This window comes from Niallia sp. FSL M8-0099, from assembly GCF_038006945.1.
GTDB lineage: Bacteria > Bacillota > Bacilli > Bacillales > Cytobacillaceae > Niallia > Niallia circulans.
The window spans coordinates 148,479-170,374 of the sequence record NZ_JBBOWF010000001.1; the positions used below are offsets into that span (position 1 = coordinate 148,479).

At 35.0% G+C, this 21,896-nt stretch carries 23 protein-coding genes and 1 riboswitch; of the genes, 15 read left to right on the forward strand and 8 right to left on the reverse strand.

The annotated features are described in order from the left end of the window. The first annotated feature begins 232 nt into the window (after positions 1 to 232). A complete protein-coding gene (locus NSQ92_RS00705; protein WP_047941737.1) occupies positions 233 to 1,351 on the forward strand; it encodes a DUF4309 domain-containing protein in 1,119 nt (372 codons plus the stop codon). Between the two features lie 97 nt (positions 1,352 to 1,448). Here the strand turns inward: NSQ92_RS00705 and NSQ92_RS00710 are convergent, their stop codons facing one another. Further along, positions 1,449 to 2,681, reverse strand: a complete 1,233-nt coding sequence (locus NSQ92_RS00710; protein ID WP_061799902.1) for an aminopeptidase — start codon at positions 2,679 to 2,681, stop codon at positions 1,449 to 1,451. 213 nt (positions 2,682 to 2,894) lie between these two features. On the opposite strand from NSQ92_RS00710, the gene pgmB reads away from it, so the two are divergent. Next, positions 2,895 to 3,560 (forward strand): beta-phosphoglucomutase, encoded by a 666-nt coding sequence (gene pgmB / locus NSQ92_RS00715; RefSeq protein WP_095259150.1) that lies wholly within the window; start codon positions 2,895 to 2,897, stop codon positions 3,558 to 3,560. Positions 3,561 to 3,710: 150 nt separating this feature from the next. Here the strand turns inward: pgmB and NSQ92_RS00720 are convergent, their stop codons facing one another. Both NSQ92_RS00720 and NSQ92_RS00725 read right to left on the reverse strand, forming a co-directional pair. After that, a complete protein-coding gene (locus NSQ92_RS00720; protein WP_144580229.1) occupies positions 3,711 to 5,792 on the reverse strand; it encodes a DNA topoisomerase III in 2,082 nt (693 codons plus the stop codon). A 306-nt stretch (positions 5,793 to 6,098) separates the two neighbouring features. Then, positions 6,099 to 6,257 carry a hypothetical protein gene (locus tag NSQ92_RS00725; protein WP_162837578.1) on the reverse strand — a complete coding sequence of 53 codons (159 nt, stop codon included), beginning with the start codon at positions 6,255 to 6,257 and terminating at the stop codon, positions 6,099 to 6,101. A gap of 113 nt (positions 6,258 to 6,370) precedes the next feature. On the opposite strand from NSQ92_RS00725, the gene NSQ92_RS00730 reads away from it, so the two are divergent. From NSQ92_RS00730 to NSQ92_RS00750, 5 genes are all read left to right on the forward strand, one after another. Continuing rightward, on the forward strand, positions 6,371 to 6,751 hold the full coding sequence (locus NSQ92_RS00730) for a DnaJ family domain-containing protein (protein WP_047941733.1): 381 nt from the start codon (positions 6,371 to 6,373) through the stop codon (positions 6,749 to 6,751). 220 nt (positions 6,752 to 6,971) lie between these two features. After that, positions 6,972 to 7,772 carry a flagellar motor stator protein MotA gene (gene motA / locus NSQ92_RS00735; RefSeq protein WP_047941732.1) on the forward strand — a complete coding sequence of 267 codons (801 nt, stop codon included), beginning with the start codon at positions 6,972 to 6,974 and terminating at the stop codon, positions 7,770 to 7,772. Further along, on the forward strand, positions 7,765 to 8,571 hold the full coding sequence (gene motB, locus NSQ92_RS00740; protein WP_341152236.1) for a flagellar motor protein MotB: 807 nt from the start codon (positions 7,765 to 7,767) through the stop codon (positions 8,569 to 8,571). The genes motA and motB overlap by 8 nt, the downstream gene beginning before the upstream one ends. A gap of 205 nt (positions 8,572 to 8,776) precedes the next feature. Then, on the forward strand, positions 8,777 to 9,892 hold the full coding sequence (locus NSQ92_RS00745; RefSeq protein WP_047941730.1) for a carbohydrate kinase: 1,116 nt from the start codon (positions 8,777 to 8,779) through the stop codon (positions 9,890 to 9,892). Between the two features lies 1 nt (position 9,893). After that, entirely contained in the window at positions 9,894 to 10,805 is a 912-nt protein-coding gene (locus NSQ92_RS00750) for a pseudouridine-5'-phosphate glycosidase (RefSeq protein ID WP_047941729.1), read from the forward strand. 176 nt (positions 10,806 to 10,981) lie between these two features. Here NSQ92_RS00750 and NSQ92_RS00755 read toward each other — a convergent pair whose 3' ends face one another. Further along, complete coding sequence (locus NSQ92_RS00755; protein WP_251687955.1) at positions 10,982 to 11,311, reverse strand: helix-turn-helix domain-containing protein; 330 nt, start codon at positions 11,309 to 11,311, stop codon at positions 10,982 to 10,984. Between the two features lie 317 nt (positions 11,312 to 11,628). Between NSQ92_RS00755 and NSQ92_RS26760 the strand changes: the two genes are divergently transcribed. Together NSQ92_RS26760 and NSQ92_RS00760 are read left to right on the forward strand one after the other, a co-directional pair. Next, positions 11,629 to 11,838, forward strand: a complete 210-nt coding sequence (locus NSQ92_RS26760) for a hypothetical protein (RefSeq protein ID WP_341152028.1) — start codon at positions 11,629 to 11,631, stop codon at positions 11,836 to 11,838. A 195-nt stretch (positions 11,839 to 12,033) separates the two neighbouring features. Continuing rightward, a riboswitch (cyclic di-GMP riboswitch) is annotated at positions 12,034 to 12,119 on the forward strand. Between the two features lie 32 nt (positions 12,120 to 12,151). After that, positions 12,152 to 12,301, forward strand: coding sequence for an anti-repressor SinI family protein (locus NSQ92_RS00760; protein ID WP_082138297.1), 150 nt, complete (start codon positions 12,152 to 12,154; stop codon positions 12,299 to 12,301). A gap of 157 nt (positions 12,302 to 12,458) precedes the next feature. Here the strand turns inward: NSQ92_RS00760 and NSQ92_RS00765 are convergent, their stop codons facing one another. Then, on the reverse strand, positions 12,459 to 12,782 hold the full coding sequence (locus NSQ92_RS00765; RefSeq protein WP_047941727.1) for a helix-turn-helix domain-containing protein: 324 nt from the start codon (positions 12,780 to 12,782) through the stop codon (positions 12,459 to 12,461). Positions 12,783 to 13,068: 286 nt separating this feature from the next. Here NSQ92_RS00765 and treR point away from each other — a divergent pair, with 286 nt between their 5' ends. The 3 genes from treR to map all read left to right on the forward strand — a co-directional run bounded on the left by treR (position 13,069) and on the right by map (position 15,396). After that, on the forward strand, positions 13,069 to 13,785 hold the full coding sequence (gene treR, locus NSQ92_RS00770) for a trehalose operon repressor (RefSeq protein ID WP_172867590.1): 717 nt from the start codon (positions 13,069 to 13,071) through the stop codon (positions 13,783 to 13,785). Between the two features lie 78 nt (positions 13,786 to 13,863). After that, entirely contained in the window at positions 13,864 to 14,382 is a 519-nt protein-coding gene (locus NSQ92_RS00775; protein WP_061799892.1) for a type 1 glutamine amidotransferase domain-containing protein, read from the forward strand. A 261-nt stretch (positions 14,383 to 14,643) separates the two neighbouring features. Further along, positions 14,644 to 15,396, forward strand: a complete 753-nt coding sequence (gene map / locus NSQ92_RS00780; protein WP_061799891.1) for a type I methionyl aminopeptidase — start codon at positions 14,644 to 14,646, stop codon at positions 15,394 to 15,396. 73 nt (positions 15,397 to 15,469) lie between these two features. Here map and NSQ92_RS00785 read toward each other — a convergent pair whose 3' ends face one another. Continuing rightward, entirely contained in the window at positions 15,470 to 15,694 is a 225-nt protein-coding gene (locus NSQ92_RS00785) for a DUF1128 domain-containing protein (RefSeq protein ID WP_061799888.1), read from the reverse strand. A 153-nt stretch (positions 15,695 to 15,847) separates the two neighbouring features. On the opposite strand from NSQ92_RS00785, the gene NSQ92_RS00790 reads away from it, so the two are divergent. From NSQ92_RS00790 to NSQ92_RS00800, 3 genes are all read left to right on the forward strand, one after another. Beyond that, on the forward strand, positions 15,848 to 16,321 hold the full coding sequence (locus NSQ92_RS00790) for a low molecular weight protein-tyrosine-phosphatase (protein WP_061799886.1): 474 nt from the start codon (positions 15,848 to 15,850) through the stop codon (positions 16,319 to 16,321). Positions 16,322 to 16,398: 77 nt separating this feature from the next. Further along, the gene (locus NSQ92_RS00795) at positions 16,399 to 16,764 is read left to right on the forward strand and encodes a YtxH domain-containing protein (RefSeq protein ID WP_141231691.1); all 366 of its coding nucleotides are present in this window, start codon (positions 16,399 to 16,401) and stop codon (positions 16,762 to 16,764) included. A gap of 225 nt (positions 16,765 to 16,989) precedes the next feature. Next, complete coding sequence (locus NSQ92_RS00800; protein WP_047941720.1) at positions 16,990 to 17,811, forward strand: YihY/virulence factor BrkB family protein; 822 nt, start codon at positions 16,990 to 16,992, stop codon at positions 17,809 to 17,811. Between the two features lie 718 nt (positions 17,812 to 18,529). Here NSQ92_RS00800 and NSQ92_RS00805 read toward each other — a convergent pair. Beyond that, positions 18,530 to 20,461, reverse strand: coding sequence for a heavy metal translocating P-type ATPase (locus tag NSQ92_RS00805; protein WP_061799883.1), 1,932 nt, complete (start codon positions 20,459 to 20,461; stop codon positions 18,530 to 18,532). Between the two features lie 175 nt (positions 20,462 to 20,636). Further along, positions 20,637 to 21,812, reverse strand: a complete 1,176-nt coding sequence (locus tag NSQ92_RS00810) for an MFS transporter (protein WP_047941718.1) — start codon at positions 21,810 to 21,812, stop codon at positions 20,637 to 20,639. Between the last annotated feature and the right edge of the window lie 84 nt (positions 21,813 to 21,896).

Consider the following 21,896-nt stretch of genomic DNA (forward strand, 5'->3'; position numbering starts at 1 on the left):
GGGGGAGTAGGAGCTGGAAAAAGCTAGATTTGTAGATTGGGGAGCAATTTGGTACTATTAATAAGTATATATGAAGCTCTATAAAAAAATTAGTATCTTTAGTGAGCTTTCAATAATATAACTTATGGTAGTTATGCTTGATTTTAAACAACTAGAACATGACTATCCATAAAGTGAATATCTAACTCCTCCTAAAGGAGTATAGATATGTTTGGAAAATAGGAGAAAGATAATGAAAAGAAATAAATATATCTGGCTGTTATTGGTCGTAGTCATTATAATTGCAGGGATTTTAATCACTTCTATGGTTAATTCCTATCTAACAGAGAAACATAAAAATGAGCTGGATCAAAAACATATGGTGATTAAGAAAGATTTACAATGGACGAAAGATAATGCTTATTTTGAAATAGATATGAACGTGAAAGAGAAAGAGTATGAATTATATATTATAGGAGAAGGAGAAAGGAAATATCAGCAAGTAGAAGCTACGGATCTAGGGGAAAAAGATGATACGATTGTGACTGGAGATTTTGCCTTTTACTTATGGACGAAAGAATACGGAAAGGAAGCAGTGAAACAAGATCTAGAATTACCCAATCCTATGACCTTCAATTTGTCGCAAAAAAATATAGCGACATTTCTTGTTAACCAGCAAAATATTGCTGCTGTTTACCAAGGAGAAGAAGCAAATGAGGTAATGGCCTATTTCTATACCATTCATGATGGAAAATTAGTTACCCTGACTGATTATGGAATGCGTATCTTTAGTAAAAATATCAAAAACATTCAACAAAATTATATACAGACCTTAAGGAAAAAAGATACCGACCAAATGGAATTTGATACATGGATGCTTGAACAGAAAAGCGGGAAATTAGTTAAAGTAGATGGAACTTCTATTGAAAATAAGGATATTATAAATAAATGGCTGGATGATACGGAATTTTACTATCCATATAAAAACTTATCTGTTACTTCTAGTTTAAAAAATTTAGCGGAACAAGGAATGTTGATAGGCGCCCAATATCCAATCGGAACAAATATAAAAGAGATAAAGAAAATTAATTCGAATTATACAATCAAGGATTATAATCAGAAATATAGTCAATTGGATTTTCCTGAGGTTACTTATTACTATGATAAGAAAACCGATCTTGTTACTTCTATTTCTATTCCAGGTATTCGTTTAAAAGAATCAGTACAATCGATTCAAGATACAATCGGGAAGCCAGATGATTTTGTTACGAAAGAGGATGGGTCTATAGCTACTTATACAGCAGGAAACTATAAACTAATCATCCAATTGGACTTATCTCAACGAATTAAATCGATTAGATTGGTAAAATAGGAAGATTAACAAAACAGTAAAATAAAGGATGTTCCGTGAAATGTTTCATAACATAAACATTCCATGGAACATCCTTATTGAACTTGGTTACTAAAAATTAAAATGCCCAGTCTCCATTGCGGAATACTGCTTCTACTTTTCCGTCTGTGGTAATACCGTCAATATTCATTTTGTCTGAACCTATCATAAAGTCGACATGTGTAATACTATCGTTTAGACCTTTTTCAGCTAGTTCTTCACTTGACATCTTTTTTCCACCTTCAATACAGAATGCATATGCACTTCCGATTGCTAAGTGATTTGAAGCATTTTCATCAAATAAAGTATTGTAGTAAAGAATATTTGATTGAGAAATAGGTGAACGATGTGGTACTAAAGCTACTTCTCCAAGATAATGAGAACCTTCATCTGTTTCAACTAATTGACGAAGAATTTCTTCCCCTTCTTCTGCCTTCACATCGATAATTCGACCATCTTTAAAGGTTACGGAGAAATTATTAATAATGTTTCCGCCATAGCTTAAAGGCTTTGTGCTTGATACAGTTCCATTTACTCCTTTTTTATGTGGAACAGTGAAGACTTCTTCAGTCGGCATATTTGCCATGAATTCAAAACCTTTTTCATTGATGGATCCTGCACCGCACCATAGATGTCCTTCTGGAAGTTCAATCGTTAAATCTGTACCTGGAGCTGTATAATGAAGCTGTTTGTATGCTTTTTCATTTAAGTAATCCACTTTTGTATGAAGTGTTTTATCATGTTCTTTCCATGCTTGGATTGGATCTGCTTGATCTACTCGAATAGCCTTAAATATAGCATCCCATAGTAACTCAACTCTGCTGTTTTCAGGGGCATCTGGGAAAACAAGATTTGCCCAAGCTTTGGATGGAACAGCAATTACGGTCCAGCTTACTTTGTCGGACTGTACATATTTTCGGAATTGGCTTAAAGCTGTACCAGAAGCTTTTTGGAAGTTACTAATTCGTTCAGAATCAATCCCTTTTAAAAGGTCTGGACTAGAAGATACTACTGACATGAAGGCTGCCCCTTCTTCTGCAAGTGCAATCGTCTCTTTTGCTCTAAATTCAGGATATTCTTTAAATGCTTCATCTGGTGCCAATTCGTATTTAGTACGAGTAACGAAATCATCACTCCAATTGACTACAACATTACTTGCGCCAATTTGGTAAGCTTCTTTTACGACAAGACGAACAAACTCTGCTGATTCAATGGATGTATTAATAACAAGCGTTTGTCCTTTTTGGATATTTACACCGACTTTTACTGCGAGTTCTGCATATTTTTGTAGATTTTCTTGAAATGTACTCATTTTTATTCTCCTTTTCTATAAGCGGTTAGCTCTATGTATAACATGAATCCCAATATGGAATGGATGCTGCTTCTATTGTAGCTTTTTTAGAAAGAGAAATAAACTGATTGATCATAACATTAGGATAATAATTGATCTTAGCGCGAGGGAAACAAATAATATGCATTTTTGATAGAATAGATATAATTGTTTTTTTATTTATAGGAGGTTTTTATGACTAATCGGTTACAAGCAGTTATCTTTGATTTTGATGGTGTTATAGCAGACACTGTTCCTTTATATTACGAAGCAACAAAAAAAATGGCGTTGGAGATTGGGGTCTCCTTTACTAGAGAAGATAACTTAAGATATCAAGGTGTTCCTCGAAAGGTGCTAATTGACGACTTAGTTGCACAAACAGATAAAGTATTTACGGATAAAGAAAAGGAAATATTAGGAAATCGCAAGAGTGATTATTATAAAGCTTTAATTGCAGAATTCACAGTAGAAAATATGCTGCCAGGAATGTATGAATTTTTGAAAGAACTTAGGGAAATGGGGATTAAATTTGGGATTGCATCCTCTAGCTCCAATGCACCTTTTTTATTGGAGCGTTTTGGAATAAGAGACTGGTTCGACTGCATAGTAGACCCACATTCTCTGAAAAAGGGAAAACCAGATCCAGAAATATTTTTAACAGCAGCAGATTGCTTAGGGATCGATTATCATGAGTGTGCTGCTATAGAGGATGGACAAGCAGGCTTGAGTGGTATTTTACAAACGCCTATGTTTTCTGTCGGGATAGGACAAGGAGATGTTTTTGCAAAAGCGGATTGGCAGGTTGCTTCCACTAGAGAGCTAAGTGCGAAAACTTTATTAGAAAAGTTTAATAATCGATGAAGAAAAAGAGGGAAACTTATTCATGGAAGCAAAGAGTAGTGTGAACGGCTTGTAATAGTAGCAAATTACATAAAAAATATCATCCGAAATTATCCGGATGATATTGGAGTAATTAATAGCTGGAATGCGAATATAACAGCCTTATAGCTTTTAATCGTCTTTTTTCATCGCGGCTTTTAATAAATCTCCTAGACTATTTCCAAAGCTTTCGTCTTTACTGTATTTCTGAACAAGTTTCCGTTCTTCTCTTTTGTTAATGGTCTTTTTACGGTCTGTAGCTTTTTCCACAACATTGCAGTTTCTGCATTGGAAATAGGTACCGGCCACTCCATTATGGATTTCCATTTTTTTATGGCATTGTGGACAACGCTTGTTCGAAAGTTTAGGATCTTTTCTTTTACTAAAAGAACAATCCATACTGGAGCATACAAGAATTTTTCCGTTTTTTGTATTTTTTTCCTTTAGGAAAGATCCACATTCAGGACATTTGGAGCCAGTGAGATTGTGCATCTTATACGATTTCTCACTTTGTTTTATTTCCCGGACAAATCGTTTTGTCTGCTCTTTAATTTGTTCCATAAATTGATGAGGATTTGCCTTTCCTTTAGCGATATCCTCTAACTCTTGCTCCCATTTTGCCGTTAAATCGGGAGTAGTCAAATCATCATTAACGAGATTGATGAGCTGTTTTCCTTTGGAGGTAGAATGTAATTTCCCATTTTGCCTTTCTAATACCTCAGATGAAAGCAATCTTTCAATAATTTCAGCACGTGTAGCTGGAGTACCCAGTCCGAATTTTTCCATTTTCCCCAGAATATCAGCTTCTGTAAAACGAGATGGGGCTTCCGTAAATTTTTGCTCCAAATTTACAGATTGGACTTTTAATTGTTGCCCCTTTTGAAGCTGTAGACTTTTAGAAGAATCTGTTTTGCGAGAGTCTAATGCTTTAAAACCTAACTCTAATATATTTGTTTCTTGAGCGACAAATGAAGCTCCATTAATGTTTAATGTTGTAGAAATAATTTCGTACTTATATTTTGGGTAAAATAGTGTCAAAAATCTTTTTACGATTAAATCATAAATTTTTACTTCTTCATTATCTAATCGGTTTAAAAATACAGGCTGCTCAGTGGGGATAATGGCATGGTGGTCAGATACCTTATTATTATTAAACACATTATTGGCTTCGACCTTCCCCTTGTTACGTAAGACAGGTTGAACTTCTTCTTTAAATGCTCCAGAAATACTTTCGATGCGATCAATCATCGTATTCTTCATATCTGTCGTTAAATATCGTGAATCCGTTCTTGGATAGGTGACAAGTTTATGTTGCTCGTATAGCTTCTGCAGGACATTTAACGTCTTTTTGGCAGAGAAGCCGAATCGACGGTTTGCGTCTCGCTGGAGCTCTGTTAAATCATAAGGCAATGGCTGTTGTTCTGTTTTTTCTTTTACGGTTAGTGTTTCAACAACTGCTGGTTTTCCTTTAGTATTGGCGACAATTTTTTCTGCCGTTTCTTTTGAAAAGATTCTTCTCTCTTGATTCTTTTCATATTTTGCTTGTAGAGAATCTATTTGTGCAGTGATGGTCCAATATTCTTTTGGAACAAAGGATTGAATTTCCTTTTCTCTCTCTAGAACCATTGATAAAGTGGGGGTTTGAACACGCCCTGCTGACAATGGATCATTGAATTTTGTTGTTAAGGCTCTAGAAACATTTAATCCGATTAGCCAATCTGCTTGTGCTCTACACACAGCGGATTGATATAAGCGATCATAGTCTTTTCCAGGCTTTAGTTGTTTAAAGCCATCCTTTATTGCTCGGTCTGTTTGTGAAGATATCCATAAACGTTTAGTTGGTTTGTTAAATCGGATCTTTTCTAAAATCCAACGAGCAACTAATTCTCCTTCACGCCCTGCATCTGTGGCGATAATGCAATCTTTAATATCTTTTCTTTTTGCTAGCTGTTCAATGGCTTTATATTGATGACTGGTTTGCTTCATCACTTTTAATTCCATTTTTTGTGGAATAATTGGTAAATCATCTAAATTCCAATTTTTAAATTTAGGATCATAATGCTCAGGCATTTTTAATTCAATTAAATGGCCTAAAGCCCAAGTCACTATATATTTATCTGATTCTAAATAATTTTTAGTGGATTTATTGCAACCAAGCACTCTTGCAATTTCTCTAGCAACACTTGGCTTTTCACATAACACAAGAGATTTCATTTAAACACCTTCCAATAGAAATTTTAGCTGTCTTGAATAAAAGAAGTAGATTCTGTTATTCATTTTCAAGTAAGAAAGCCAACCGTACTCTTCTTGATAATCATCGTTTTATTAGTCATACGATACTTTCTAGTATAACATGAGAGAAGAAGGGGAGTGGGAAATAGTGAGCTTTTGCTGAATATAAAGGCGAAGCATATGATGACCTATTTCGAACGTATAAGAAAATAAAGGGGACCACTTTTTGGGGGAAAAGGAGGACGGCGCCCTTTTCGAATGGTCGAGAACGCCGTCTATTGCTTGGATTTATTCTTCTTCTTCGATTCGGTTTTTAAAAGCTTCCTGTGTTACGATAAATTCTTCATCGCCAGGAGCATCCTCTGTATGTGTATGTTTTCTTGTATCCTTTGGAAGCGGACCTGGATGGTGTTTCTTCTTATGATTGAAATGTTCTCCACGTGCCAATAATAACACCCCTTTCTTTTCTATTTTTTATAAAAATCGCTCATCCTATACCGACGAGAAGTGGAAATTGTATAATGGAAATAGATTTATTGAAAACAGGAGGGGATGGATGAATGGATTTTTCGTTTCTTGTTTCAGAAGATAAAATAAAAAAAGCATATAAAGACGGGGAGTTTAACCATCTTCCCGGGTTCGGAAAACCGCTCCCAAAGGATAGCTTAGCATCTGTACCAGAAGAATTGCGAATGGCTTATCGTGTTCTCAAGAATGCTGGATATTCATTAGAAGAAGATAAGATTAGACAAGAATTACTGTCCATGGAAGATTTAATTCGTTCCTGTGAGACAGAAGAAGAAAAATTAGTTTTACAAAGAAAATATAATGAAAAATTATTGCGCTTCCGTAAAATGATGAAAGAACGTACAGCAGGAAGTCATTCTCAACCTTTCTCTGGATATCAGAAAAAGGTTGAGAATAAATTTTTTCCGAAATGATGATAGTAGTTACGGTTTTAATTCAAATATAGGTTTTTCACTTATATTTCAAAAAAAGGTGATGAAAATATCACCTTTTTTTTATTAAAAAGCAGGACTATCGTCATGATTCATGAAGTTTACGAAATTTACATGAAATAAAACTAAAAATTTGAAGAGAAATGTCGAAAAAAAAGGTAAGACAGAGAATCGAAATTTTGGAATAAGATAGGTGAAAATGATGGATAAAACTTCCTTGATAGGAATTATACTTGCTATTATTGCTGTTGGAGTTGGAATGGTATTTAAAGGTGTCAGCCCTGCAGTATTATTGAATCCAGCGGCTATTCTAATTATTTTAGTAGGTACAGTGGCAGCAGTAGTTATTGCCTTTCCTGCTTCAGAAATTAAACGAGTTCCAAAGTTATTCGGCATCTTGTTTAAGGAGCAGAAAGTGCAGGATACGAAAGAGTTAATCCGCTTGTTTTCAGAGTGGGCACAATTAGCTAGAAAAGAAGGACTTCTTGCATTAGAAGCAAAAACAGATGAAATTGAAGATCCATTTTTAAGAAATGGCTTATCTTTGTCTGTAGATGGACAAAGTGCAGAGTATATTAGAGATGTATTAACAGAAGAAATAGAAGCAATGGAAGAGAGACATCGTTCAGGAGCACTAATTTTTACGCAAGCAGGTACTTATGCTCCTACATTGGGAGTACTAGGAGCAGTAATTGGGCTGATTGCTGCATTAGGAAATATGTCTGATGCTGAAGCACTTGGACATGCTATTAGTGCTGCGTTTGTTGCTACTTTAATGGGGATATTTACGGGATACGTTTTATGGCATCCATTTGCAAATAAACTGAAGAGAAAATCACACGTGGAAGCAAGTCAAAAATATTTGATGATAGAAGGGGTTCTTTCTATTCTAGAAGGAGAGGCGCCTAGGGTAATTGAACAGAAGCTTGCATCGTATTTACCTGTTTCAGAAAGAAGACAATTTCTGGAAGAAAGCGAAAGTAGTGTGAATACGAATGAGTAAAAAGAAAAAAAAGAAAGTACATCATGAGGAGCATGTAGACGAATCTTGGCTTGTTCCTTATGCCGATATCCTTACTTTATTGTTGGCTTTATTTATCGTTTTATATGGCATGAGTTCTGTTGACGCAAAAAAATTCTCTGAAATAGCAGAAGCTTTTAATAGAGAATTACAAGGAGGGACAGGTATTTTCGAATATCCTAGTCCTGCACCGTCAATGAATAGTGAAACTACAGATGTTGATTTGGCTGACCAAGAGAAAAAGGAAGACAAAAAGGATAAAAAAAATCTTAGTGAAAAAGAGCTAAAAGAATTACAAGAGCAGCAAGATAAACAAGAATTATTAGAGATTCAACAGAAGGTAAATGCCTATATTGCTAAGAATAAATTAGGGAATAAGCTGGATACGGAACTGACAGATGAAGGTTTGCATGTTTCAATTAGAGATAATGTACTCTTTGCTTCTGGAAGTGCTGAAGTTCGAAATAGGGACAGAAAAGTTGTTTCTGAAATTGCCAATTTACTTGTGATGGATCCACCGCGAAGCATTATTATAAGTGGACATACAGACAATGTTCCAATCAGTAATTCAAGTTATGAGTCCAACTGGGAACTAAGTGTGACAAGAGCACTGAATTTCATGAAATTACTTCTTGAAAACAAGAAATTAGATCCTAAATCATTTAGTGCGAAAGGTTACGGCGAGTTTCAGCCTATTGCTAGTAATGATAGTTCTGCAGGAAGAGCAAAAAATAGAAGAGTAGATATTTTAATTGAACCAAGAGTTGCAAAAGAAGACTAACAATGGATAGTCTTCTTTTTTTGATCTAGAAATCTTATTAAAAAAGAAGACTAAATCAACAAATAAATAAAGTTTTCGTAAAAATGAATAAAGTCTTGTTGTTCATCGGACAAAAGTTTATAATAAAGACAAATGTTTTGTTAGAAATAGAGATAACTCATTTCTACTGCTAACCAATGGCAGTTTCACTTTATTTGAGGGGGAGATGGAAGTGAATGATAAAGAGATTTTTATTCTTCAGCTGATTAAAGAAAATCCCTTTGTTACTCAAAATGAAATAGCTGAGAAAATGGGCTTATCCCGTTCTGCGGTAGCAGGCTATATTTCTTCTTTAACAAAAGAAGGGAAACTACTAGGTAGAGCTTATGTATTACCAAAAAAGAAAGAAGTTATTTGTATTGGAGGAGCCAATGTTGATCGTAAAGTTCAAGCAGAGGAGACCATTCAGTACGGTACCTCTAATCCAGCATCTACAAGTCAGTCACCTGGTGGGGTCGCAAGAAATATTGCAGAGAATTTAGGACGATTGGGACTCGAAACTTCTTTATTTACTATTGTGGGAGATGATCATGAAGGGGAATGGCTATTAGAGAATACCAAAAACTATGCAGATATCACTCCATCTCTTTTGTCTAATCTTTATCGTACGGGGACTTATACAGCCTTATTGAAATCTGATGGTGAACTTGCCGTTGCTTTAGCAGATATGTCTATATATGACAGCATTGATAAAGATATAATCGATAAAAAGTGGGGGTATATTGCAACATCAGAATTAGTTATTCTTGACACTAATTTTTCAGCAGAAGTATTGGAGCATATTATCATCAGATGCAGGCAAGAACAAATGGCATTGTGTATTACGCCTGTATCGGCACCAAAAGTACGAAAGCTGCCAGAAGATCTGCATGGAGTTACTTGGTTGATTGCAAACAGAGATGAGGCAGAGGTACTAGCAGGAATAAAAATAAAAGAAGAAGGAGACTTCTTTAAAGCAGCTGAAATAATTCTCGAAAAAGGTGTTGAAAAAGTAGTTATTACACGGGGAGATAAAGGCCTTATCTATTTTACTAAATTGGGGGAAGCTGGTGTGATCCTACCTCCAGAAGCAGAAGTAGTCGATGTAACAGGTGCTGGTGATTCCCTTGTTTCAGGTATAATGTATTCTCATATTAAAGGCCTAAACACGGAAGATGCTTGTAAAATCGGTATTACTTGCTCAAACATAACCCTTCAATCGAATCAAACAGTAAATCCGTTATTAAATAATAAAAAATTACAAGAACTATTTGGAAAATACTTTGCAAAAAGGAGCATATAACATGAAAACAGAATGGCTAGAATTCTCAAAAGAAGTATTAGAAGCAAAGAAAAATAATCTACCGATTGTAGCCTTAGAATCGACTATTATTTCCCATGGAATGCCTTATCCTCAAAATGTGGAAACTGCTAAAGAGGTAGAAGATATTATTCGTAAAAATGGCGCAGTTCCTGCAACCATTGCAATAATAGAAGGGAAAATAAAAATTGGTTTATCAGAAGATGAAATTGAATTTTTAGCTAAAAGCGATAATATTGAGAAAGCAAGCAGACGTGATTTACCATATTTGATCGCTGGTAAAAAGAATGGGGCAACAACTGTAGCTGCTACCATGATTTGCGCAGAACTTGCAGGAATTAAAGTGTTTGTAACTGGCGGAATTGGCGGCGTTCATAGAGAAGCAGAGCATACAATGGATATTTCTGCGGATTTACAAGAACTTGCTAAAACAAGCGTAGCGGTTGTTTGCGCGGGAGCCAAATCAATATTAGATATTGGATTAACGCTAGAATATCTTGAAACATATGGTGTTCCAGTTGTAGGATATGGAACAAAGTCTCTTCCTGCTTTTTATACAAGAACGAGTCCATTTGAAGTGAATTTCTCAGTAGAAGATCCAAAAGAAGCAGCAGATATGATCCAAACAAAATGGGCATTAGGACTAGATGGCGGGGTAGTGATCGCTAATCCAATTCCAGAAAAAGATGCTCTCGATGAAAAATACATTACAGAAATTATTGAAAAGGCACTTCAAGAAGCAAAAGAAAATCATATTACAGGTAAAAAAGTAACTCCATTCTTATTAAGTCGTGTCAAAGAGTTAACAGAAGGAACAAGCCTAGTTGCTAATATTGCATTAGTCAAAAACAATGCAGAGGTGGGCTCAAAAATAGCAGTAGAGTTAAATAAATAAGAAATAAGACTATTCGAAGTAAGAATATCGCTTCCAAATCGGTAGTAGCATTCTCTTTGAATAGTCTTTTTGATGAAAGAATGTTTATTAGAAAAACGAAACAGGAAGAGTACACATAAACTCCAATGGAGGGAGGCCATTCGCTATTGCCATTAATAGAGAAGGCTTCCTTTTTTCTAGTTCTCTTGTCTTTTTTTAAATTTAACATATTCAAGAATGCCAGCAAAATCTTCTTTTGTAATTCCTTCTTCTATTGCCTCCTCTACTAAACTCATCCAGTCCTCATCGATTCCATCAATCACTGTATAATTATTGTCTAGTAGTTCCTCTACATTTGTCTCAAGAGTGTGGGAAAGTTTCGTTAATACTTGAAGAGAGGGGTTCTTTTGAATTCCTCTTTCAATATAGCTTAAATAAGATTTGGAAACACCGGATTTGTCGGAAAGTTCATTAATAGAAAAGCCCTTTTTTATTCTTAATGTCTTTATTTTTTCTCCAACCAACATAACAATATTCTCCTTATCACATAAGAAATGTAATTTCATTATAACGAACGATATTGTGAATATAAAATATGAAAAAGCTAGATAAAAGGAGTTATTGTGAGGAAAAGAATGATAATCGTTCGTTAAAAAGAAAAAACGGTTGATTTTGGAATTTTCGAAAATGATAGTTTTGCACTATACTTATGGAAAAGTTCTTTACTAAGAACATTGTTGTGTTTTATAACATTATAATTTAACTAAAGAGATAATAAATGAACTAAATCAGTAACAATTATTTCAGCATAAGAAACCAAAAAGAAAAAGGAAGAGGGTGGAAAATGTATAGAAAAAACTGTGATATATGCAATAGACCATCGTATAGTAGTAATGAACGAGGCAGGTGGATTTGTCCTATATGCCAAAATGACTTAACGGAATATCCTTTTTTTGATGCGATTACATTTGAACAAATTCATATTAATTATTCTTTTAAAAAAGTGCTAAAAAGCTATCAAACACAATATTATGATAGAAGACAAGATAAGTAGTGCTCCTGACTTAAGAGAAATCTGTAAATAATGCATAAGTATGATTAATTCGATAAGATTCGCTGTAATCAACATTTTTTGTAGAAACAAGGAGAAATATTTTAGTAATTTATCCTAATTTTATGACAAATTACTGCATCATTTCATGAGGAAAAGCGATATAATGAGAAAACAGTAAAGAATACGAGAAAAGGTAAATGTAAAAGGCAAACCAATACGAAAGTTTGGGACGCAAAGTCACGGATCTAATGTCTTAAAACAATGATGGCCGGACTGCCAAAATACAAATGTATTTTTGGGAGGGAAGAATTAAGTGATTAATAGTCAACTTTTTACCGAAGAATTGGATTCAGAATGGATTCAATTAATTAATGAAGCCAAAAATATTGGAATGAATTTGCAAGAAGTAAGAGAATTTTTGCGAAGTGAGAAGGATTACTTAATTCAGGAAAATCCGAAATAAACATTTGTATATAGAAAATGATTGTCTAAAAAATGGACAAAAAAGATATCTCTACATTGAATACTTGACAATAATGGAAAAGTATTCAATGTAGATAACCTCTTTTGAAATGGAAAAAATCTAATAACTTATTTTAGCCATATAAGTGGAAAACGTACTATTTTTTTTGTTCCAGTCTCCATCTGTTAAATTCCAAAAATTCACGGAATTCTTTTTTTGATACCCCGGAATCCATTGCCTCTTTTACAATTTTTAACCATTCAGAATCTAATTCATCCTTATTCTGTTGATCATTGATTAAATGATCGACTGGTATATTGAAAACAGCTGCTATTTTTTCTAAAAACTGAATCGATGGATTGGATTGTAAATTTCTTTCCAAGGAACTTAAATAAGATTTTGCAACTCCTGCTTGTTCAGCTAATTCTGATAAGGACATTCTCTTCTCTAAACGTAGCTGTTTTACACGATCCCCAATCATACGCTCACTCACTTTCACTCTTTACGGTATGTATATTTATCATAGCATTTATAGATAAAAAGTTCCATATAAAGAACGAATTGTTCTATCCATTATGCTTATAAACCATTGATGTGTAAAAGATTTTTCTAAAAGTATGTTCACAATATTGAAATATATCTTATAGTGCTTACCCTTTTCTACATACACTGAAACATTTTTTTATTCATTTTTCAATCCTTTTTAGACAATTTGTCTGAAAAAGAGTAGAATGGTAACGAATAATTTGAAAATGTTGGTGAATTTCATGTTGAATAAATATTATATGATATTCGAGGAATTAGAAGCTGCGATAAGAAATGGAAAGTATCCACCCGATACTATTTTGCCATCTGAAAATGAATTAGCTGAGCAGTATAACACATCTAGAGAAACAATTCGTAAGGCTTTAAATATTTTATCGCAAAAAGGATATATTCAAAAGCTCAGAGGTAAAGGTTCTTTAGTGCTTGATTTAGAAAAACTGCAATTTCCAATCTCCGGGCTAGTTAGCTTTAAGGAATTAGCGGATAAAATGGGACATTCCTCTGTCACAATTATTGAAAGCTTTACGAATAAACAACCATCTTCTTTTTTGCAAAAGGAAATGCAGTTAAACAAGGACGATTCTATCTGGGAAGTTTTTCGTGTAAGAGAAATTAATCAAGAACGTATCATTTTAGATAAGGATTATATTGTCGAAAAATATGTTCCGGGATTAACAGAGGAAATATGTAAAAACTCTATTTTTGATTATATTGAGAAACAGTTAAATTTAAAAATTAGCTTTGCGAAAAAAGAATTTACAGTAGAAGAGCCTACAGAAGAAGACTATAACCTATTAGATTTAGAAGGATTTCATTCGATCGTAGTAGTTAAAAACTACATATATTTTGAAAATGCTACTTTATTTCAATTTACAGAGTCGCGACATCGACCAGATAAATTCCGATTTGTTGATTTTGCAAGAAGAAACGAGGCGTGAAAAAATGGTCCTAGCATGTTTTATTTTCATTCTATGGGGAACGTTACTTATAGAAAATAGAAAAAGGAGATGCTATATATGAGTAAAAAAATTGCTACTTTAATTACTGATATGTTTGAGGACTCTGAGTACACAGAACCGGCTAAGGCTTATAAAGAAGCTGGGCATGAAGTTGTAACAATTGAACTAGAAGCTGGTAAAACAGTGGAAGGAAAACAAAAAGAAGCCTCTGTGACAATTGATAAAGGAATAGATGAGGTTTCCCCTGATGAATTCGATGCATTATTCATTCCAGGTGGATTTTCTCCTGACCAGCTCCGTGTCGATGATCGAGTTGTGGCCTTTACAAAAGCGTTTATGGATGCAAAAAAACCTGTTTTTGCAATTTGTCATGGACCGCAGCTGCTCATTACTGCTAAAGCGCTAGAAGGTAGAAATGCCACTGGCTATAAATCAATCAAAGTGGACATGGAATACGCAGGTGTTACTTTTAAGGATGAAGAGGTTGTGGTATGTGGGGACCAATTGGTAACAAGCAGAACGCCAGAAGATATCCCTGCCTTTAATCGTGAATCATTAAAGCTTTTAAATAAATAAAGAAATATAAATAATGGAAAGAGTCTGTACCTACACAGATTTATGGTAAGGGGAATATAATCTTTTTATCATGAGTTGGAGTAGGTATAGGCTCTTTTTTTGTGTTAATCTTAAGAAGAGATAAATTGTTTTTTTGGCTGCAATCAACTCATAATGTTAAGATAACATACTTAATGAACCGCTAATATAAAAAGAGGAGTAGAAAAAATTCTATTTGTGTTCATTCTTAGCGGTAATTTTAGATAGGAAGAAGGCTTGGACATGATTGTATTAAAATCAAAACGAGAAATAGAACAAATGAAGAAGGCTGGTGAGATTCTAGTTGGTTGTCATAAAATGATTGCCAAGATGATAAAACCAGGGATTACAACATTGGAAATTGATCAAAAGGTGGAAGCTTATTTAGCAGAAATGGGAGCCACTCCTGAACAAAAAGGATATCGTGATTATCCATATGCAACTTGTGCCAGTATAAATGATGAAATTTGTCACGGTTTTCCAAGAAATGAGCCTCTAAAAAAAGGAGATATCGTAACCATTGACATGGTTGTTAATTATAATGGTGCTTTGGCTGACTCTGCCTGGACATATGCAGTTGGAGAAGTATCAGCTGAATTGCAAAAACTGATGGATGTTACAAAAAAAGCCCTCTATATAGGTATTGAACAGGCGAAGGTTGGCAATCGAATCGGGGATATTGGATTCGCTATTCAACAATATGTAGAAGAACAAGGTTTTTCTGTTGTGAGAGATTTTATCGGTCATGGTATTGGCAAAGTAATACATGAAAAACCAGAAGTACCTCATTTTGGTTTAGCAGGCAAAGGGCCTCGTATCAAAGAAGGAATGGTATTTACAATTGAGCCAATGGTTAATGTTGGTGATTATAAAATGAAAATGGATAATAATGGATGGACGGCAAGAACGATAGATGGAAGGCACTCAGCACAATATGAGCATACCATTGCTATCACAAAAGAGGGTCCTGTTATACTTACCGATCAAGATGTTTAATGGTATTCGTTGTCCTATGGCATTAAAAGAAATCAGTGGGCACTCACCCACTGATTATTTTTTCTAAATCAAGTTATTGTTTTCGCAAGTTTCCAAGCTCTTCAGCGAGTGCCTGCATTTCATTTGGACTAAAGGAGTCTCGTTTCATCACATGCTCATAAATTTCTTTAATGTCATCATATAGATCTTCATCAAAATGGGTGGATTTAATGGCACCTATGTTCAATACTTTTAATTTTTCTTTTATTTTTTCAATCATGAAATTCACATTTTCTGTTGTTTTATTATCTAAATTCATACCTTTCCCCTTTCCTGGACAATAAAGTTGTTCTATTCATCTTTTCATGCAAACATAGAAATGTCAATATAGAGATGTATCATTAAATAAAGTGCTTTTTGCGAACTGGTAAGTAAAAAAAGTATGTAAATAGAAAAATGGAGGAAAATAAAAATGAAAATACGTGTTTTATTTATTTGCTTAGGAAATATTTGCCGTTCTCCTATGGCGGAGGCAGTATTCCGTGACTTAGTCGAAAAGGAAGGATTGCAAGAAAGTATTATTTGTGATTCGGCTGGAACCGGCGGATGGCATACTGGTAATCCGCCTCACCAGGGAACAAGAGATATTCTTAAAGTGAATAAAATCAAGGATGCAGGTATTTTTGCCCGTCAATTGGCGGATAAGGATTTAGAAGAATTTGATTATCTAATTGCAATGGATAACAGTAATATAGCAAATATTAAAAAGCTTAATGAAATGTTAGACGGCACAAAAGTCCGTTTGTTAATGGATTATACAGACCACGCTGCGGGAAAAGAAGTACCAGACCCATATTATACCGGCAATTTTGAAGAGGTGTTTGCCTTAGTGAAGGATGGCTGTGAAGGTCTGTTACGAGAGATTAAGCAAAAATATTCCTTATAAGCAATAATAGCCATCCTTCAAGCTTGTTTTACAAAATTGGGGCTGTAATAGCCATATAATTTGGAGAGGTGGCAGGGATGATGAAAATAAGTATGACAAAAGGTCTTTTTATCGGCAGTCTTATTGGAACAGCTATTAGCTTATTGGACAGACATACAAGACAACATGCGGTAACAACTTTACAGCATGCGAAAGATACTGTAACAGATTTGGATCAAATGACATCTAGCTTGAATCTAACTTCCGAAAAAATAAAGAATTCAGCCCTGAAAATTTCGGACGATGCTGCATTTGTTAAAAAACAGTTAGAAGAACTGAAAGGAATAACACCAGTCGTTGCTGGTATTATCCGAGATACAAAGGAAGCTTTCTCAAGCGGGAATACGAGAAATCAGGAAAAAACGCTTGTTTCCAGCATACAATATTTACCTAAGCCAGAATAGCCAGTAAGAATGGTTTTGACAGGGATAGCAGCCTATGTACCCATCTCTTTATTTGGAATTTTTTACATTAGAAGAGGGGAGATGCTTTAGGCTGCCTCCCATTACATACTATGAGAACATATGCTAGAAAGGGCTAATGTCTTTTCTAATTAGTGAACAGGTTTTTATTTACACGATAAAGGGCAATAGACATACATAAAAGAACTGTTAGGACGGTGATTTTGTATGGGAGGCGTAATTCCATTTATAAAGGTTCTTATCAAGAAAATTCAACAAGATAATGTATTTGATCTGGCAGCCCAATTATCCTATTATTTCCTTTTGTCAATTTTCCCATTACTTATTTTTGTGATGACTCTTCTTCCGTATCTTCCTATTACGAAGGAAGACTTATTAGGATTAGTGGAAGGATTTGCTCCTGGCGACATTATGAATACGATTGAATCTAATATTGATCAGGTACTCAGCAGAAATGTTAGTTTATTATCATTTGGTATCATTGCGACAATATGGTCTGCTTCAAACGGTTTAAATGCTATCGTAAAGGCGCTAAATAAAGCGTATGATGTGGAAGAAACAAGATCTTTTATAGTAGCAAGAGGTATGTCTATTTTACTGACACTTGGAATGATTGCTGTAGTAGTAGTTGCTTTGCTATTGCCGGTTTTTGGAGAACAAATAGGGATGTTTTTATTTTCACAATTTAATTTAACGGATGAATTTTTATCCTTATGGAATACTTTAAGATTTCTTGCATCCCCCATCATTCTATTTATTGTGTTTCTTGCTCTTTATTGGATTGCACCGAATAAAAAACTAAAATGTATTTCCGCTATTCCAGGAGCCATTTTCGCTGCAATTGGCTGGGTAGTCGCTTCTTTAGCCTTCTCTTATTATGTAGGGAACTTTAGTAATTATTCGGCAACATATGGAAGTATCGGAACGATTATAGTTCTAATGATATGGTTCTATATAACAGGTATTATTATTATTATTGGCGGCGAGATTAATGCTTATTTCACGGAAAGAAAGAAAGAACCTTGTTAAGTGTATCCGTTATTTACCTCTATAAAAGAATGTAAAAAGAACAAACTATTAGAGGGGAAACATTTTAATAAGGGGGAATTTAAAATGACAAAACATACAAAAAAAGATGGCGGGACAAAACAAAAAGGGAAAAGCAAGCCTAAGCATAAAACATCTGGTTCTGCCAACGGATCAAACGGCTACCATTAACCAAAAGGCCTTCAAGGATTACACCTTGAAGGCCTTTTTGCTTGGCGTAATAAAGGATAGCAATATAAATTGGGAAAATTAGCCAATTTTTGTTTGGTCCATTAATTCCTTTTGGTAACAATGTTAGCAGTGACGAAAACAGTGTGGGGGAATTAATGATGACTCATATACAGCTTAGCCAATTAAATGGTTCTCTTATAAAAAAAATCACTAATTGGGCTAGGAAATAGTGGATAATTGAATATATCTGGCCAATCGAGCAAGAGAATTAGCTGAAAAGTAAAAATATCAGCCAACCGGAAAGAGAAATCAGCCAAAACTAGAAAATATCAGCCAACCGGAAGGAGAAATCAGCCAAGACTAGAAAATATCAGCCAACCGGAAGGAGAAATCAGCCAAAACCGGAAAATATCAGCCAACCGGAAGGAGAAATCAGCCAAAACTAGAAAATATCAGCCAACCGGAAAGAGAAATCAGCCAAACTAGAAAATATCAGCCAACATGTATCCACATTCCTCCGCCGAGTTGCTTATCCTTTTAATAACCGCAAGCTATTTAAAATAACCAAGATGGTGCTGCCTTCATGTCCAATAACACCAAAAGGAAGGGCAACGATTTGCAGGAAGTTGGAAATAATTAAGAGCATAATGACCGAAATAGAAAAGATAATATTTTGTTTAATAATGCGATTCATCCGTTTAGATAGTTGAATGGCATCAGCAATTTTAGGTAAATCATTTTTCATTAAAACAACATCCGCTGTTTCTAAAGCAACATCTGTACCTTCGCCCATGGCAATGCCGACATTTGCTGTGGCGAGAGCTGGTGCATCATTAATTCCATCTCCAACCATAGCCACGATTTCATATCGCTCTTTTAACTCTTTAATAGAGGTTACTTTCTTTTCTGGTAAGCATTCAGCAATATAGTCCTCTACATAGCTTTCTTGGGCGATGGCTTTTGCTGTTTTTTCATTATCTCCTGTTACCATAACCGTATAAATACCATTTTCCTTTAAACGGTTAATAGCTTCTTTCGATTCTTCTCTTACAATATCCTTTAATGCAATTAACGCAATCACATCGGCATCTTTTTTTATAAATACAGTTGTTTTTCCTTCTTTTGATAACTGATCATATTTTCCTTGTTGGAAAGCCATTGCTTCCTTTTCGCCTACAAAAGCAGCTTTTCCGATCCGCCATTCGGCATTATTCAAAAGGGCTGTAACACCCCAGCCTGAATTATCTTGAATGCTTTCTGGCTGTGGGAATGTTTCTTGATATTTCAGCTTAGCGTATTGGACAATTGCTTTTGCAAGTGGGTGATTTGAATGGCTTTCAATGCTAGCTGTTATTTGAATAATTTCTTTCTCTGAAAAATGTTGATCAACCAGGACATCTGTTACAACCGGTTTTCCTTGTGTTAATGTTCCTGTTTTGTCAAAAGCAATTGCTTTTACATGGGCAAGATTTTCTAGGTGAACGCCACCTTTAAAAAGGATGCCAGCTCTTGCTCCATTAGAAATCGCTGATAATGTGGCTGGCATAATGCTTGCAACTAAGGCGCAAGGAGAGGCCACGACTAAAAAAATCATTGCTCGATAAAAAGTTTCATTCCATGACCACCCTAAAAGGAAATGGGGAAGGAACATTAATAGGACAACAATAGTTAATACAATTTTGACATAGGCACCTTCGAACTTTTCGATAAAGGCTTGCGAAGGGGATTTCTCACTTTGTGCTGATTGAATCAATGTAATAATTTTTTGGAAAAGAGTTTCGTCTGCATGTTTGGTCAGGGTGACGGTAATCGACCCGCTTATATTTACGGTACCAGCAAATACTTCATCATTAATTCCCTTAGATAATGGAATAGACTCACCGGTGATAGCTGCTTCATCAATTGCTGTAGTTCCCTTAATAATCTTTCCATCCACAGGTACTCTTTCACCTGGTTTAATTAAAATGATATCGGAGACAGAAAGAGATGATACTGGAACCACTTGCTCTTGGCCATCAGGCAGGATTCGGACAGCTTCTTCTGGCTGCAATTTCATAAGAGCAGATATTTCTTTATTGCTCTTATTCATAGTATAAGTCTCTAATGCTCCACTTACAGCAAAGATAAATATTAATATCGCTCCTTCTGCCCAATATCCAATAATAGCAGAACCAATTGCTGCAAAAATCATGAGCATTTCGACATTTAATTCTTTATTTTCAATCGTTTCGCTAATTCCCTCTTTCGCCTTTGCATAGCCGCCAATCACAAAAGCAAGTAAGTAGGCTAGGATAGACATAGAAGAATAATGAAAGTGGTGTAAAATCCAGCCGCTTACAATGAAAATTCCGCTTATCCCTGCAGCAATTAATTCGAGATGAGGAGATAGCTTGGCAAATAGAGTAGGCTCTGCTTCTAGCTTTGTTTCGATATAGGTTTTTAATTCTGTTTCTGTAGACATTCGTTTTTCCTCCTTTGTTAACCATTCTTATTGAGAGCGAGAATCAAGTTCAATACCCTTAAAAAACACGAAAGCTGCCACCTAGAAAGGTGACAGCATAAATACCCGAATAAAAATAATTTTTTGATATTTAGTTTTATAAGGTAATCTTACCACATATTGTATGAACCAGGTATCATTTTGCTTCTGCTAAATATTGATTTTTCATTTCTTTTTTCCCGAAAAGGAAAATAATCAAACCAACAATAAATAAGATAGCAGCAATCACTACAAAGTAGCTTATATGCTGGAAATATTGAATAAACAATCCTCCCAAATATGGACCAATGAGACTTCCAACGCTAAAGGCCATTCCACAAAGAAGATTTCCAGTCGGCAGAAGATTAGATGGAACTAAATCGGTCATATAGCTAATGCCTAAAGAGAAGGTAGAGCCAACTGCCATTCCTGCGAGGAAGAGACAGATGATAAGGCCGATTAAATAAGCTTCTAATAGGCTTGCGAAAGAAAAGCAGGCAGTACCGATAATTAAAATCGTTATAAGTGTCTGTCTTCTGCCAAATTTATCACTAATCATTCCTAAAGGAAGCTGAAAGACAATGGCTCCGATCGAAAAGGCGGTAAGCAAGAGAGAAATCTGGACGACACTTAATTCAATTCTTAATCCATACACAGGAAAACTAGAGTTTAAGCTTGATTCTAAGAATCCATAGGCAAGCGGTGGAAGAAAAGCAATCCATGCATACTTCATAGCACTAGAAAAGCGTTTCATTGTATCGAGAAATGAATTGGTTTCTACTGTTTGCTCTGGAAAATCATTTTTAATCCAGAGAATAAAGATCCATGCGATAAAGCACATAATAGATGAAAGAATAAATGGCAGTGACTCATTTATTTTTACTAATGGTGTTAACAATGGTCCCACTGCAAATCCAATCCCAAAGAATACACCGTATAGTGAAATATTGCGTCCGCGTTTCTCCTTTGGTGAAGCGGTAGTAATCCATGTTTGGGTTGCAAAATGGAGAGAGTGATCTCCAATACCAATAAATAAACGAAGAAGGAACCAGAACCAAAAGGATTTCCACACTGGAAAAAGCGCTAGTGCAACAATAACAACCAACCCGCCAAAAACGATAACGGGTTTATACCCATATTTACGCAAGGGATGTTCCATAAAAGGAGAGATTAGCAGAATCCCTATATACAGTCCCACTGCATTTAAGCCATTTAAACTGGAAGAAAGACCATCACTTTCAAAAATAACTGCTATTAATGGAAGCAGCATTCCTTGACTAAATCCAGAAATACTGACAATGCTAATTAATACGGCAAATTTTTTACTGTTCATAATATACTCCTTATTTTTTCCTTACATTGGGTTTATATTTAGTCTCCCTAAATGATGTTAAAGGGGATTGAACAGTATTGCAAT